The 15,122-nt window shown below is 60.2% G+C and carries 10 protein-coding genes; 3 read left to right on the top strand and 7 right to left on the bottom strand.

What is annotated here, in order from left to right:
- Nucleotides 1–7: 7 nt before the first annotated feature.
- On the top strand, nucleotides 8–670 hold the full coding sequence (locus tag E2K80_RS17100; RefSeq protein WP_135376097.1) for an ABC transporter ATP-binding protein: 663 nt from the start codon (nucleotides 8–10) through the stop codon (nucleotides 668–670).
- An 18-nt stretch (nucleotides 671–688) separates the two neighbouring features.
- Here the strand turns inward: E2K80_RS17100 and E2K80_RS17095 are convergent, their stop codons facing one another.
- The 7 genes from E2K80_RS17095 to gmd form a co-directional block, all read right to left on the bottom strand.
- Entirely contained in the window at nucleotides 689–2,959 is a 2,271-nt protein-coding gene (locus E2K80_RS17095; protein WP_168193229.1) for a DUF4214 domain-containing protein, read from the bottom strand.
- A gap of 202 nt (nucleotides 2,960–3,161) precedes the next feature.
- On the bottom strand, nucleotides 3,162–4,115 hold the full coding sequence (locus E2K80_RS17090) for a glycosyltransferase (protein WP_135376095.1): 954 nt from the start codon (nucleotides 4,113–4,115) through the stop codon (nucleotides 3,162–3,164).
- Nucleotides 4,116–4,125: 10 nt separating this feature from the next.
- Nucleotides 4,126–4,947, bottom strand: coding sequence for an ABC transporter permease (locus E2K80_RS17085; protein ID WP_135376094.1), 822 nt, complete (start codon nucleotides 4,945–4,947; stop codon nucleotides 4,126–4,128).
- A 64-nt stretch (nucleotides 4,948–5,011) separates the two neighbouring features.
- Complete coding sequence (locus E2K80_RS17080) at nucleotides 5,012–6,424, bottom strand: mannose-1-phosphate guanylyltransferase/mannose-6-phosphate isomerase (protein WP_135376093.1); 1,413 nt, start codon at nucleotides 6,422–6,424, stop codon at nucleotides 5,012–5,014.
- 20 nt (nucleotides 6,425–6,444) lie between these two features.
- Entirely contained in the window at nucleotides 6,445–7,359 is a 915-nt protein-coding gene (locus E2K80_RS17075) for a class I SAM-dependent methyltransferase (protein ID WP_135376092.1), read from the bottom strand.
- Between the two features lie 36 nt (nucleotides 7,360–7,395).
- Nucleotides 7,396–9,891: a glycosyltransferase gene (locus E2K80_RS17070; protein ID WP_135376091.1), complete on the bottom strand. Its 2,496-nt coding sequence runs from the start codon at nucleotides 9,889–9,891 to the stop codon at nucleotides 7,396–7,398.
- A gap of 92 nt (nucleotides 9,892–9,983) precedes the next feature.
- Nucleotides 9,984–11,057, bottom strand: a complete 1,074-nt coding sequence (gene gmd, locus E2K80_RS17065; protein ID WP_135376090.1) for a GDP-mannose 4,6-dehydratase — start codon at nucleotides 11,055–11,057, stop codon at nucleotides 9,984–9,986.
- Nucleotides 11,058–11,276: 219 nt separating this feature from the next.
- Between gmd and E2K80_RS17060 the strand changes: the two genes are divergently transcribed.
- Both E2K80_RS17060 and E2K80_RS17055 read left to right on the top strand, forming a co-directional pair.
- Entirely contained in the window at nucleotides 11,277–14,006 is a 2,730-nt protein-coding gene (locus E2K80_RS17060; protein ID WP_135376089.1) for a DUF4214 domain-containing protein, read from the top strand.
- Between the two features lie 154 nt (nucleotides 14,007–14,160).
- The gene (locus E2K80_RS17055) at nucleotides 14,161–15,009 is read left to right on the top strand and encodes an OmpA/MotB family protein (protein ID WP_238475575.1); all 849 of its coding nucleotides are present in this window, start codon (nucleotides 14,161–14,163) and stop codon (nucleotides 15,007–15,009) included.
- The last annotated feature ends 113 nt before the right edge of the window (nucleotides 15,010–15,122 follow it).

Below are 15,122 nucleotides of genomic sequence, written 5' to 3'. Positions count from 1 at the left end.
CTGCCCGATGATTGAATTTCGCAATGTCACCAAGGCGTTTCTCCGAAACGGGCGTTCCAAACCGGTCATCGACAATCTGACGCTGACAGTCCCGTCAAACAGATCGGTCGCGCTTCTGGGGCGAAACGGGGCCGGAAAATCCACCCTGTTAAGTATGATCGCAGGAACAATGGACCCAAGCGCGGGTGAGATTCTGTCGACCGGCAGCATATCCTGGCCCGTGGGTTTCGCAGGCGCGTTTCATCCCGATCTGACCGGCGCGCAGAATACCCGCTTTGTGGCCCGCATCTACGGCGTCGATACCGGAGAATTGTCGGATTTCGTCGAAGAGTTCTGCGAACTGGGGCCCAGCTACCGGCAGCCGCTCCGGGGGTATTCCTCGGGCATGCGGGCACGCCTGTCATTCGGGGTCTCCATGGGCATCGCCTTTGACACCTATCTTGTTGATGAGGTCACCGCTGTCGGCGATGCCGCATTTCGCAAAAAAAGCGCCACAATATTCCAGACGCGGATGGAACAGGCCGGGTCATTCGTTGTCAGCCATAACATGCCCCAGATCCGCGAGTTCTGCGATATGGGCATCGTTCTGGATCAGGGGCGGGCGGTGATTTATGATGATCTGGAAGAGGCCATACATCACCATCTGCACAATATGAACACAGGCCAGTAATGAAGACAGGCGCGGGCGTCACACAATTTCGAACATATGTTCATTGAACATCTCTGGTTGAATGTTTCGGAATATGATCTCGGTACCGGCCTCGCTGAGGCTGGTATCGGGGCCGGTTCGGGTCAGGGCGGCCAGCGCTTCGGCGGGGGTGGTATAGCTGAACCCTTCCAGCAGGACCTGGTCCCACGGGTCCATGTCGACGATCTCATGGCGGCCCGGCATGCCCGCATCAAACACAAACTGATCCGCCCCGAACCCGCCAAACAGCACATTCTCCCCCTGACCGCCCACCAGCGTGTCGCCGGCCACATTTGCCCGCATCCAGCTGGCCAGCGCCTCGGCGGTGTTGGCCCGGAACTCGGTGCTCTGGGCAAAGCCGCGCACCACCTCTGCCCGGCTCTGGCCACCCCCGTCCAGCCGGTCGAGCCAGCCCTGCAACCCGCCCGCATCCGGCGCCCGGCCCAGCACATTGTGATAGAGAAGGGTCACGAAATCCGTGTCACTGGTCGCCCCGTACCGGTCCTGAAACTCAGGTGAGGCGACAAACCCCGACACCACATCAAGATAGGCCACCCCATCGGCCAGTTCCCCGGCCCAGCCCTGCAGGCCCGCCACATCCGGCGCCCGGTCCAGCGTGGCCTGATACAGGCGGAACAGGTCATCACTCCAGCCCGACAGGTGACCGGCCCGGCTGAAGGCCAGCGCCCCGGCCTCGCTTGTGTCGATGAACTCGGCACTTTCCGAGAAACCCAGCACCACCTCCGCCCGGCTCTGGCCGCCGCCCAGCCGGTCGAGCCAGCCCTGCAACCCGCCCGCATCCGGCGCCCGGCCCAGCACATTGTGATAGAGAAGGGTCACGAAATCCGTGTCGCTGGTCGCCCCGTACCGGTCCTGAAACTCGGATGAGGCGACAAACGCCTCCCCCACCTGCAACAGGGTCGAGACCCCGGACAGAAGCGCCTTGGTCCAGCCCAGATGCCCCGCCCCGTCGGGCAGCCGGTCCAGCGTCGCCTGATAAACCCGGAACACCTGCCCCGCAACAGGGTCAAACATACCGTCAACCCCATCCCCAAGCAAAACATCATCCCCCAAACCACCATCCAGAAAATCCAGACCAAACCCGCCAATCAAATGGTCAGAGCCCATATCCCCTGTAATGCTGTCATCGCCAAATCCGCCATCAATCCGGTTGTCCGCCTGATTGCCGATCACCGTGTCAGACCCGCGCCCGGCATTGAAATTTTCGATCAGCGTGTCGCGGGCGATCACCAGATTGCCGCGCAGACCATACACATCCGACAGGGCTTCAGGGCGCAGATCGACACGTTGTTTGTGGGTGTCATCGCTGAACGTGATGGTATCCGTGCCGCCCACATCATAGATCGTCTGGGCCAGATTGCCGCCGCCGTAATCATCTGCCGGGTCCTGCCCAAGATGGACTGCGTCCATCAGCACTTTCATATATCCGCTTTGATTATGGCCCAGACCATAGATCGTATCGCCGGATGTGGCAGAGCTCGCGGCATCGGGGGCGCCATACAAATCCTGGATGGCGATGATATCGACCAGCATCGGTGTGACCGGGCGCGCGAAACTGGCGTTGACCGACCAGTTCTCGCTTTGCGAGAAATAGGACATCAACGACCATTGATAGCTGTCCTTGGCAAAGATGTTGTCGCTGCCATAAGTGGCGCTGCCATTGTAATCGCCCTGATGGCCCAGGCCGAGCGCATGCCCGATTTCATGCAGATAGGTCAGGAATGTATGATCATCTATCTGCGTGCCATATGCGGACAGCCATCCGGTTGACACATTCACCCAGGCGGTGGTCGTATCTGTGCCCGCTGCGGCGTAATTCGCATAGGCGCCGGACTGGTCATCGTCGAAACGGATCATCGCGCCGGACGCGTTTGAGACCGCCTGAAAGCGGATATCGGCCACCGCTTCCCAGGCCTGCAACGCCCATTCGGCCAGGCGCTGGCCATCAGCGGTCAACGCATCCAGATAAACGGTGATGACATTGCTTGTGCTTGTGTCAAACGCATGCCGGGCCGCGCCGAAATCAGCCCAGAACCCATCGGTCAGATAGGCGGCCTGCATATCGGGCTGTGAGGCCGGTTGCGCCGCAGGGTCCGAAGCCGCCTGGCCGGTTCCGGTTGCGACAGGCGCATCCTGCGCATCGTTTGTCTGGGGTGAGATCAGAGACGGGGCTGCCTGATCTTCATTTGTCGTGTTTGCCTCCCCGGTGATCACAGTCGGGGCGTCGGGCGCGGCCGGAGCCCCGGGCATATCCTCGTAGAGGCAGCTTTCATCGAATGGTCGAAATGTCTGACAAATTATACACATGGTTGGGCCGAGGGTTACACCGGGCGCGATACCCGGCGGGGTCGTCCCGATATGTGTTGGGTCAAAAGGCTGTATTGCCGGGCCCAAGGACAGCACAGAAATCCGGCGGCTGCATAGCATTAAGAAACGTCAATTTATGATGAACTTAATGCGGGTTTTGCAGTTTCCCGGTCAGCGCCAGACAGCACAGCAGCGCCGTCGCCGCGCCGCTGCTGCGCCGGGCGCCTGCGCGGTGCAGGCTGAGATATTGCGCCAGACCGCCGCGCCCGGAACCGGCGGCAAAACTGGCAAGCCGGGCCTGCGCATCCGCAGACAGATGCGGGGCCAGAGGCGCCAGAGCCGCCGTATTCCGCGCGATCCAGCGGCCATAGGTGCCGTCAATCATCCGGTGGATGCGCCAGGCCACGGCCCGCCCGCCCCGATGCGCACCCAGAATATTGCGGTCATGCTGACGATAATACAGGCAGGGCGTTTCATCATGGATGATCTGCGCGCCGATCCCGCTGAACAGCAGATAGAGCCACCAATCGTGAAACGGCACTGCCGATCCGGGCGGCCCGATGGCCCGCAAGATGCGGATCGCTGCCGCGTTCAGCATCATCGTGTTCCCGGCCAGAATATTCTGTACCAGCGCATTGGCGAAAGACGGTTGCAGAGCCACCCTGTCCCGTCGTCGATACGGTGTCAGATCAGCATCGGCTGGACTGGTGTTTGCAGCATAGAGACCGGGACGCCCTGCCGGGGTTTCGTTCATCATGGCCAGACCACGGGCCAGACGATGTGGCAACCAGACATCATCCTGATCCGACAAGGCAACCGGCCCGGCGGGCAGATCGGGATGGTGGAGCAGGGACAGAAAATTCGCAGCCGCCCCGGCGCCCGGCCCATGGAACAGGCGAAATTCCTGCCCCGGTCTCAGGGTTTTGGCAAAGCGGTGCAGGATCGCCAAAGTCCCGTCGGTGGAGCCATCATCGCTGACCCATAGCCGCCAGCACCGATGGGTCTGCGCATGAAACGAGGCAAGCTGCGCATCAAGATACGCGGCCCCCTGATATGTGGCCAGAAGGATCGTCACCATATCCGGGCGCGGCGCGGCCATTCTTTCCGGCTCAGAAATTCAGAATGTCGCGGTGATACCGCCGCAGGAAGACCAGCCCGGCAACCGCGAGAACAAGACTGAGACCGAACACATAGGTCAGCGAGACATAAGAGGCGTCATAACTGCTGTAAAACCCCATGCGGATATAGCCCACCACATGCACAAGCGGATTGTACCAAAGATAGGATTGAAACGGCTCGGGGATGCTTTCGAAGGTGAAGAAAATGCACGACACAATGAAAAGCGGCCGGTTCATAATGCTCCAGACCGCCTGCCAGACCGGGAAAACCGACAGCAGGAAACAATTCATCGTACCGACACCAATCGCCAGACTGGCCATCATCAGATAGCCGATTGCGATCCGCCCGAGATCCGGCACGGTATTGGTGTCAGACAGGGTCAGAATGCCGAAAAAGATGATATATCCGACCAGAATCTGGGTCAGAAGATTCAAGGTAAATCGCGCCAGAAGCGCATCCACATAGGTCACGCTTGGATAGGATAGAAGCTGCCTGGAATAGTTCAGCGCCTGACCGGTCTTCAGGTTGAGATCCATATAGGCAAGAAACGGCACCAGGCCGGTGGCATAGAACATCGCGAAATTGGACCCCATCGGCGGGGCCTCGAACGCGACCGAAAAGATCAGAACCATAAGCCCGATGCCTGCCGCGGGTTCCAAGACCGCCCAAAGATACCCGCCGGGGGACCTGCCATAAGTCACGCTCATCTCGCGCAGCATCAGCGCGGCAATGGCACGGGCGGTGGCAAAACTGCGCCGGGTGCGTGTCTGGCGCAGGGTCTGTTCCGGGCTGGTGTCGGGGAAATGGGCCATAATTCATCCGCAAATTCGATTTGAGTTGCGCCCGTTTTTCGGCGTGGGGCGGCAAGATGCAGGTCTAGCCGCGGGCATACCGATCCTCGTAGCGCGTGATGTCATCTTCGCCAAAATAGCTGCCGGTTTGCACCTCGATCAGCACCATGGGCGCCGGGCCGGGGTTCGCCAGGCGATGTTTCGAGCCCACCGGGATATAGACGGACTGGTTTTCGGAAAGCTGTTTTTCGGTGTCATCAATGGTCACCTGCGCCACGCCTTCCACCACGATCCAGTGTTCCGAGCGATGGTCATGGGATTGCAATGACAGGCTGGCCCCCGCATGCACATGGATACGCTTGACCTGAAACCTGTCGCCCAGAACCAGTGTTTCGAACCAGCCCCAGGGGCGGTAATCAACCGGCAATTGCACCGCCTGTTTGGCCTCCCGCGCTTTCAGATTTGTGACCGCCTGTTTGACGTTCTGGGCCTGTGACATGTCGGCCACCATGACCGCATCGCCCATGGCGACGGCGACAATGTTTGTCAGACCGATCCCGACCAGTTCGATCCCGTCACTTTCAGAGCGGAGCAGAGAGTCCTTGCAGTCAAGCGCGGTTGTGTTGGCAGAGCGGGCGTTGCCATCCTTGTCGCGGGTCGTTTCCTGCCAGACCGATTGCCAATTGCCAAGATCAGACCAGTCACCCTGAAAGGGCACCAGGCTGATATTTTTCGCTTTCTCCATGATCGCATAGTCGATCGAAATATCCGGCATTCCGGCCCAGGCCACCGGGTCGATCCGGGTGAACCCCAGATCATCCGTGGCATTGGCCAGCGCGCGTTCGGCCAGCGCAAGCATGTCAGGGGCATGGGTCTGGTAGGCCGCGACCAGGGTTTTCGCCTGCGCCAGAAACACGCCCGCATTCCACATATACCGGTCATCCGCCAGCAGACGCGTGGCGGTTTCAGCGTCGGGCTTTTCAATGAACCGTTCCAGATTATATGCCCCGTCTGTGGTTTCAGCGCCGCGTTCCAGCCAGCCATAACCGGTTTCCGCACGGGTCGGTGCAATCCCGAAGGTCACGATCTGCCCGGCCCCGGCTGCGGCACAGCCTTGCGCGACTGTGGCCCGAAACAGGTCCGGGTCGGCCACGGCATGATCGCTGGGCATGATCAGGATCAGATCATCGGGGCGGTGGCGCAACACATGCAGGGCGGATATCAGAACCGCCGGCGCGGTGTTCCTGCCCTCGGGTTCGATCAGGATGCTGCCGGGCGCGATCAGGCATTCATCCAGCTGTTCTGTCACGATAAACCGAAACGCGTTGCCGGTGATCACCACCGGATCGGCAAACCCATCTCCGATGCAGCGCCGGGCCGAGGCCTGAAACAGGCTATCCTCCCCCACCACATCGGCAAATTGTTTGGGATAGCTTTCGCGCGACAGGGGCCAAAGCCGGGTGCCGGATCCGCCACAAAGAAGAATGGGAGTGATCATGCCTGTCTCTGCCTTGACTGTTATGCCGACGGGCCGAACGTGACAGGGTTGGCCCATAATTGCACGCCATCAATCTGAACCCTTGGCTGCCCCCCGACGGGCGGGGCGATGGCCGGGCGTTCCATCTCCAGCTTCCAGCCTGCGGTCTGAAACGCGGCAAAAAGCTGCCCTTCGATCCTGCGGCTATGGGTGCCGATCAGAACCCGTTTCACATGTTGCAGAATATCGTCGAAACACCCCTCGACATAGGCATATTCCGCACCCTGAATATCCAGATGCAGCAGGTCGATCATCTGCCCGTCTGCAACTTTCGACAGCGGTATGATCTCCAGAATCTGGTGCCGGTCGCTGGTCTCGGCCTCGGCGAGGGCTTCAGGGTCTGGGTCAAACACGGCCTCACCGCCCCAATCCGCCTCCTCCTCTTCATGGAGCGGAAAGATCGCCTTGCCCGGTGCGGCGCCGGCCACGCCATGGATCAGCCGGTAATCTGCCGAGGTGAAGCCATTGAGATTCAGGGTTTTTTCTGCCCGCGCCAGATGATGGGCATTCGCCTCGATCCCGATCAGGTCAACCGCCATATCCAGCTTCCGGGCGGCGACCCCCATATTGGTCATCCAGCACCCCCAGCCACAGCCCAGTTCCACAATCCGGTACATATCCTCGGCCAGGGTCACGCTTTTCAGGGCGGCGGCCCATTCCGCGATATCCGCGTGCCAGTTGCCCGGGGCCGGGATCGGTTCGACCTGGCCGGCAAGCGGGGTCAGCACCTGGGGGCAGACGAAGGGGGCAATCCTGGTGCCCAGAAAATTGCGGATCAGGCCCGGTTCCGGCACCTGATCCACATCCTGAAACCCCTTCAGCAAAGCCTCGGCATCGAATTCGCAGAAATAGGCGGAGAGGGCGTGGTGGATGACAGCTTGGGAGGTGGAGGGCATAGGCAGGCTTTCTGCGCTTGGTTGCGAATCTGGAGGTTACAGGGTCTTCAAAATCTCTTTCAGCCGCGCCCTGTAGCGTTTGGAAATTGCGGCAGCCGAGAATGTCTTGTGTACAGATTTGAACGCGGCCCCGGTTTTGGCAGCACGGGCCGCCGGGTCGCTATAGACCGCGCGCAATTGCGCGGCCGCGTCGGTGATATCAGGCTCAACCCATTTCTGGCCGGGCCGGACAAAAATGTAATCGCCGGGGGCGACCGCAGATTCGGTGGAGGCAACCAGCCAAGCGGTCCGGTCCGAGCAGAACGCCATATTGCCGGAATAGCCGGTGCAGACCACGGGCACATTCAGGCTCATCGCCTCGATCATGCCAAAGCCCCAGCCTTCGGATTTGTGCAGCGAGATATAGCAATCGCTGGCCGCTTTCAGCGCCACAAGCGTGTCATAGGGCAGGGTTTCATTGATCACCCTGATGCGCGGGTCCTGGTCCAGCATCGCATCAACCCGTTTCCAGATACGATCCTGCACCGGATCAAACACATGATCGCGGTTCTGGGTCTTGAGGATCAGGCGCACATCCTCGACACCGTCAAACGCCATCTGGAAAGCATTGAGCACGCCGATGGGATTTTTGCGTTGCACGAATGAAAAGGAATCGAAGGCGGCCAGAAACACCATCTCGTCACCGGTGAACTGCAACCGCCGGTTCAGATCCGCCCGGGCGCTGCCCCGGTCGACCGGACCCATCTCTTCGAAACACATGCCGACATTTGTCACCGGCTTGTCGGTTTCAGGTTTGTAGATGCGGACACCGAATTCACTCGACACCCAGATCTCATCCAGCAGACCCATTCCCAGATAATGGCACAGCGCGGGTGTATCGAGTTCCCAGTAGAAATAGCCGATATTGTAGCTGTCCGAAAACACATCCGGCCCATAGGCAAAAGCCAGCGGAATGGATTCCGCGTTCAGATGCAGCAGATTGATCCGCGCCTTTTTCCAATCCGACATCGGGGCGGATTTGCTGTATCCCTCGGGGGAGGGGTTATCCAATCCGAAATCCACGCAATTCACGGACAGGTTTGTTTTTTCCAGTATCCGGGCCGACAGGCGTGTGGCCTGCCCCAGGCCCGAGGCTTTGCCGAAAGGGCCGATCAGTTGCACATCAACCGGGGCCTGATCTGCCGGAACCGGCAATGCCGCCGCGTGCAGCCGGTGGCCGCCATCCGTGATGGACAGGAATGTCTGGCCATGCAGGTCATATCCCTGGTGCCGCAACATATCGGCAAACCGGTCAATCGAGATGGGAACCGTTTCTTCCTGCAACGCGACGGACTGATAGAAGGTTTCAAAAATCGACGGGTCGTCGCCACACCGGTCAAACAGCAGGTTGATCGACCGGACCGGGATATAGCGCAACAGATCGGGCCGGTTGACGGATTTCACCACCAGACACAGCGTGAACAGTTTGCGCCCCATTTCGGAGGTCTGGTCAAGGGCATGGTAATCGGGCTGGGCGGCGAAGAAATGCGCCATGAAATGTGAAAATGGAAACGTCTCGTCCTTGCGCCCGGTCGGGATGGCCCGCAGCAGGTCGGCAGAGTGTTTCGGCACCAGGCAATCTTCGGCAGAGAGGCAACATACCTCATGCGCGGCCCACCAGCATAACAGCCGGATCACGCTGTTCGCATCCGACAGGTTCAGCTTGTCCAACTGCCCCTTGTTGTTCAGCACCCGCCACCACATTGCCCGCGTCAGCGCATGAGCCTGGCCACCCATCACCAGCGGTTCATTCAGATACGCGATCTGGTCGCGGGTCAGCGGTATGCGCAGCCCGCGCCGCGTCATGCCATATTCGGTCAGATACCAATGCAGGAAATGGTCCCGGTCGGCGGGCACGTGATCGGTTTCAAATTCATGATCCTTGCGGGTGCGATACCGGGTGAAATCCAGATAGGCCGGAAGACCCGTAACACCCGTGCCGGGCAAAACCCCGTCAGTGTCGAAAAGCCGCCCGTGTTTGTGCAGGGCCGGCAGGGGAAACGGGCGGTCGGTCAGCGGCAGCAGCCCGGCCATGCGCGACAGTTCTCGCTGCAACAGGCTGCGGCACTGGGCGATCAGCGGGTTATCGCGTTCAAGCCCGTCATGGCTGCGCCGGGGCAGTGTATACTGCCCGATCTCGTATTCCGGCGCGTCCAGAATACGGATGCTGACCAGATGGTCATGGGCCCCTGCGGCATCCAGATGCGCCTCATCCACGGGAATTGCAAAGCCGCATTGGCCATCGCCGATCCCCGCGGCTTTGACATCATCGCGATACAGATTGGCCACTTGCCTGGCCAGCAACTGGTCCCCGGCGAACAAACCGACCGCCAGCGCCGCTTTGCAAGGATCAGCAGAGCTTGCCCAGCCATGCAGCTTCCCGGCGGAATACTGATCAATATGACCGGAATATCCGGCATTTTCTGACGTCAGGTGAAGGGGTGCGGGCACTGTGCGCAATGTGGATCGCAGTTTTTGGTAGCTCTTGCGCATTCTGCCCCGGCTTTCCCTTTTAGAAACGAGCCCTCATGACAGGTTCAAAAGGCCCAGCTTCTGAAATGGCAGAAATTGGTTAAGACAGTGTTTCAGGCACAGCGCCCAAATGGCTGAAAGCGGTCTGCATCTGATCCGTTTTGCGAACCGCCCGGGGCAAGCGCATCATAATCCGAAACCGCCATCATCTCGGCCAGCGCGCGGACATCCACCTTGGGCTTCCAGCCCAGGTTTTCGCGCGCTTTCGTGGCATCGCCGATCAGCAGATCAACCTCCGCCGGGCGGAACCATTCCTCACTCACCTCGATGATACGCTGGCCGGTTTTCCGGTCGGTCCCGATCTCATCAATCCCTTCCCCCCGCCATTCCAGTTCGATACCAAGCGGGGCGGCGGCATAGGCGATGAAATCACGGATCGTGGTGGTGACACCCGTGGCCAGCACATAATCATCGGCCATATCCTGTTGCAGCATCCGCCACATGCCTTCGACATAATCGCCGGCAAAGCCCCAATCCCGCCGCGCGTTCAGATTGCCCAACACCACGGGCCGGTTGCCGCCATGGGCGATCCGGGCCAGCCCTGTGGTGATTTTGCGGGTGACAAAATCTTTGCCGCGCAGGGGGGATTCATGGTTGAACAGAATTCCCGAAGAGGCGTGCAGCCCAAAGGATTCCCTATAATTGACCGTAATATAATGGGCATAGACCTTTGACACCCCATAGGGGGAGCGGGGATAAAGCAGGGTGGTTTCGCTTTGCGGCACTTGCTGAACCAGCCCGAACATCTCTGAGGTCGAGGCCTGATAAAACCGCGTTTCCGGGGCAAGTGTGCGCAACGTGTCAAGAATCCGGGTCACGCCGATAGCGTTCACATCACCGGAATAGACCGGCAGATCCCAGGACGCGCCGACAAAGCTGAGCGCGGCAAGATTATACACCTCATCCACCTGCAAGTCGCGCAAGCTGCGGAAAATATTGTTCATATCGCTGAGGTCGAACACATGCATCTGAACCGCGTCGGCCACGCCCAGTTGCTCCAGCCGGGCCATCTGCTCCTGAGATATCCAGCGCGCGCCGCCATGCACCTCATACCCCTTTTCCAGAAGCAATCGCGCCAGATAGGCCCCGTCCTGACCGGTGATGCCGGTGATAAAGGCTTTTTTCATCTGATCATCTCCAACATTCTGCGGGTCGCATCCTCCATGGGGATATACCGGGTCGGGTTTCGAAACCGTGAAAGCGCCGCCTGTTATCCGGGGAACCCGGAAACCCCCGCAAATCTAATGGAACGCCCGAACTCCGCCACAATGACCTGACGGGTTGTTAACGCTGAACGCGCAGGTTTGGCCCCATGCGTGGGGCGCAGATTTGTGAAAGGGGTCGGGGTGGCTCAGCTATCATATGTCACAACCTTGTCTCATGCGACGCCGGGGGCGGTGACGGCGGTCACAGATATGGATGTCTTTGTTGACGCATTCGGGCAGGCCACGCTTTACGCCACCAGCCGGTCGGGCCAGGCGATCACCGCCTATTCGGTCGAGGCCGGGGCCCAGGCCGGGTTGATCGACACCCAATATCTGACCGAAGACACAACCGCGCTGGAATTGATGATTTTTGACGGCGGCCTGAAGGCGGTCACCCTTGGGCCCCATATGGATGGCCCGCTTGTGTTTCAGGTTGCGGCGGATGGCAGGATTGAAAACACACCGGTCACCCTGACCCATATGACCTCTGCCGAGGGCTTCTCGGACATTGTGCTGACTGACACCACAGGCGGCACCTATATCTATGCAACAGATCGGGTAGAGGGCCGGATCAAGGCATATCAGCTTGATGCCGAGGGTGCCGTGCTGCCACTGGCACAGACGGCCTCACCCGAGGCCAGTGCAGGTCTGATCGTCGCCCGCTCCGGCTCAGACAGCCACCTGATTGCCGTGGGCCCGGACGGGGACCAGATCACCAGTTATCAGGTCGGCCCCGACGGGGATTTACAGGCCAGTGGCAGTGTCGGCGTGATCGAGGGTCTGGGTCTGGCCGGGGTCAGCGCATTGGCGCAGGCCACATTGCCGGATAGCACCTATATCGTGGTCGCGGCACAGGGAAGTTCCTCCCTCAGCGTTCTGCATATGAACAGCGATGGGGCGCTGACCCCGGTCGATCATGTCCTTGACGATCTGAATACCCGCTTCCAGTCGGTCACCAGCGTTGAAGTCGTGACACTTGGCGATCAGGTCTTTGTTCTGGCGGGCGGGCGCGATGATGGTGTGTCGCTGTTTCAGCTGCTGCCCGGGGGGCGATTGCTGCACCATGCCACCATGGCCGATACATTTGCCGCAAGCCTGGCCAATGTCAGCAGTGTCGCGGCCAGTGCCCAGGGCGGCCATCTGGAGATCTTTGCCGCAAGCCATACAGAACAGGGGATCACTCAACTGACATTTGACCCCGGCCCTCTGGCCGCCACCCAGCTGGGGGATGCCGGCAATGACACCCTCACCGGCACCGCCCATGGCGAGGTGATCTTTGGCGGGGATGGCGATGATCACCTGAACGGGCAGGCCGGCAATGACATTCTGATGGATGGGAACGGTGCCGATCATCTGACCGGTGGCGCGGGTCAGGACATTTTCGTCATGGCCGCCGATGGCATCACCGATACGATTGCCGATTTCAACCCGGATCAGGATGTCCTGGACCTGTCCGCCTACAGAATGCTGCGTAATATCGGCCAACTGGTGTTTGAGACCAGACCTGACGGTGCCATCCTGACCTTTCGGGATGAAACCCTGCGGATCATCAGCGCCGATCAGCGGCCACTGGACGCGGGCGATCTTCTGCACCCCGGTCTGATCAACCTGTCCCGTGTTCCGGTCTCTGTCCCGGGCGACCAGATCACCTTTATCGGCAAAACCACGGCGGATTTCATAACCGGGAACAAGGCGGCGAATTACATATCCGCAGGCACGGGGGATGACCGGGTTTTCGGCATGGACGGCTCTGACCGTTTGATTGGCGGGTTTGGTCTGGATTTTCTGGATGGTGGTTTGGGGGATGATGTTTTGCTTGGGGATGGGGTTGACGGTATGTTTGACCCTGTTGCGGGGCAGGTGTTCCGGGTTTATCAGGCGACGCTGGACCGGCTGCCCGACGGGGCGGGGCATCTGGGCTGGACCAAGGCGCTTCTGTCCGGGGTCTCGACCCTGTTGCAGGTGGGGGAGGCGTTTGTCGCCTCATCCGAGTTTCAGGACCGGTACGGGGCGACCAGCGACACGGATTTCGTGACCCTTCTCTATCACAATGTGCTGGGCCGGGCGCCGGATGCGGGCGGGTTGCAGGGCTGGCTCGACCGGCTGGGCGGCGGCCAGAGCCGGGCGGAGGTGGTGCTGGGTTTCTCGGAAAGTGCCGAGTTCATCGACACAAGCGAGGCCGGGGCGCTGGCCTTCAGCCGGGCCGGTCACCTGTCGGGCTGGAGTGATGACCTGTTCCGCCTGTATCAGGCCACGCTGGACCGGGCGCCGGATGTGGCGGGCCTGCAGGGCTGGGCCGGGGAACTGGCCGATGGGGTGGCCTATCTTGATGTGGTGTCGGGGTTTGTCGCCTCACCTGAGTTTCAGGACCGGTACGGGGCGACCAGTGACACGGATTTCGTGACCCTTCTCTATCACAATGTGCTGGGCCGGGCGCCGGATGCGGGCGGGTTGCAGGGCTGGCTCGACCGGCTGGACGGGGGTGGCCAGAGCCGGGCAGAGGTGGTGCGCGGCTTTGCCCAGAGCACCGAGTTCCGGGCCAACACCGCCGAGGCGCTGGCCAGCTGGATGCGGGCAAATGTGGCCGGCGACACGCTGGTGGGCGGTCAGGGGGAGAATGTGCTGTTTGGCGGGTTCGGGGCGGATCAGTTTGTGTTTGATGCGGGCATGCCGGGCCGCCATGAGATCGTCGACATGGACCCGTGGGACCAGGTCCTGCTGGAAGGGTTCAGCTATACCACCCCCGCCGAAGCGCTGGCCGCCCTGACCCGAACCGGCCCCGATACCAGCCTCAGCGAGGCCGGTACCGAGATCATATTCCGAAACATTCAACCAGAGATGTTCAATGAACATATGTTCGAAATTGTGTGACGGTTATAGCTTTTAGGGTTTACCCTGAAACAGACGGTATCGAAAACCGCGTTTGAGCCAAAGGCGAGAGACAGCTTTTTTCGATCCAAGGCTGACCCGAAACGCTTTAGGAGGTTTTTCAGACTTGCCCCTTATGGCTGTGCAGGATCACAACATGAAGGTGAACATGTCGGGACAGAACGACCCTCGCCCGATCATCATCAAACGCAAGAAAGTGGCGGGTGGTGAGGGCCATCACGGCGGCGCCTGGAAGGTTGCCTATGCAGATTTCGTGACCGCGATGATGGCATTTTTTCTGCTGATGTGGCTGCTGAATGCAACCACCGAGCAGCAGCGCAAGGGTCTGGCCGATTATTTCAGCCCCACAGTGCCCATCGCCCGGATATCCGGCGGCGGCGACGGGGCTTTTGGCGGCGAAAGCGTGTTCTCGGAAACAGTGGAAGCCCAGAATGGCACCGGGGCCAGCAACCAGCGCCCGACCGAAGGGCGACAGAGCATGGGCATGACAGGCAGCAGCCATCGGGAAGAGGCCGAACAGGCCGCGCTTGCCGCCGTGGAAGATGCGCTGATGGCCGGTGGCGGGGACAGTATGGTCAGCGACATGGCGCTGCGCCATGTGCAGACCCGGCTGTCTGACGAAGGCCTGATTATCGAGATATTTGCCCGCCCCGATGACCCTCTCTTTGAAGAGGTCACAGGGGCGCCTGTCCCCTGGCTCGTAAACCTGTCTGACGTGATGGCAGGGCTTTTTGATACGGTAACCAACCATGTGGCGCTCAATGGCTATACCCGGTCTGAACCGATTATGGTGACAAGGGAAAGCCGTTGGGCGACCTCGATCGCGCGGGCACAGATCATGCGCGAATTGTTGCAGTCTGCGGGTCTGCCGCCCGCGCGGATTGACCGGGTTACCGGACATGCAGACCGGCACCCCGCAGATGCGGACCCGATGTCAGAACGCAATGACCGGATCGAAATTATCCTTCTGCGCCATCACCTGTAGACTACAGCATGCTGCCTTAAACCTGAGACATCGCGCATCACAAATGTCCCGAGAACGCGAAGCGTGGCAGGGCATTTGTGATTCAAGTTTCAGGCAGGGTGCTTTAGGATCAT

It is taken from the genome of Rhodophyticola sp. CCM32 (assembly GCF_004751985.1).
In the GTDB taxonomy this organism is placed as follows: domain Bacteria; phylum Pseudomonadota; class Alphaproteobacteria; order Rhodobacterales; family Rhodobacteraceae; genus Rhodophyticola.
Note: the sequence above shows the minus strand (reverse complement) of the source record. Positions and strands in the feature narration are given on the sequence as shown.

What these genes read in the sequence shown, in the direction of transcription:
- E2K80_RS17075 (WP_135376092.1), bottom strand. Translation starts at nt 7,359, where the DNA reads ATGCCCTCCACCTCCCAAGCTGTCATCCACCACGCCCTCTCCGCCTAT.
- gmd (WP_135376090.1), bottom strand. Translation starts at nt 11,057, where the DNA reads ATGAAAAAAGCCTTTATCACCGGCATCACCGGTCAGGACGGGGCCTAT.
- E2K80_RS17055 (WP_238475575.1), top strand. Translation starts at nt 14,161, where the DNA reads ATGAAGGTGAACATGTCGGGACAGAACGACCCTCGCCCGATCATCATC.
- E2K80_RS17090 (WP_135376095.1), bottom strand. Translation starts at nt 4,115, where the DNA reads ATGGCCGCGCCGCGCCCGGATATGGTGACGATCCTTCTGGCCACATAT.
- E2K80_RS17085 (WP_135376094.1), bottom strand. Translation starts at nt 4,947, where the DNA reads ATGGCCCATTTCCCCGACACCAGCCCGGAACAGACCCTGCGCCAGACA.
- E2K80_RS17095 (WP_168193229.1), bottom strand. Translation starts at nt 2,959, where the DNA reads ATGCCCGGGGCTCCGGCCGCGCCCGACGCCCCGACTGTGATCACCGGG.
- E2K80_RS17070 (WP_135376091.1), bottom strand. Translation starts at nt 9,891, where the DNA reads ATGCGCAAGAGCTACCAAAAACTGCGATCCACATTGCGCACAGTGCCC.
- E2K80_RS17100 (WP_135376097.1), top strand. Translation starts at nt 8, where the DNA reads ATGATTGAATTTCGCAATGTCACCAAGGCGTTTCTCCGAAACGGGCGT.
- E2K80_RS17080 (WP_135376093.1), bottom strand. Translation starts at nt 6,424, where the DNA reads ATGATCACTCCCATTCTTCTTTGTGGCGGATCCGGCACCCGGCTTTGG.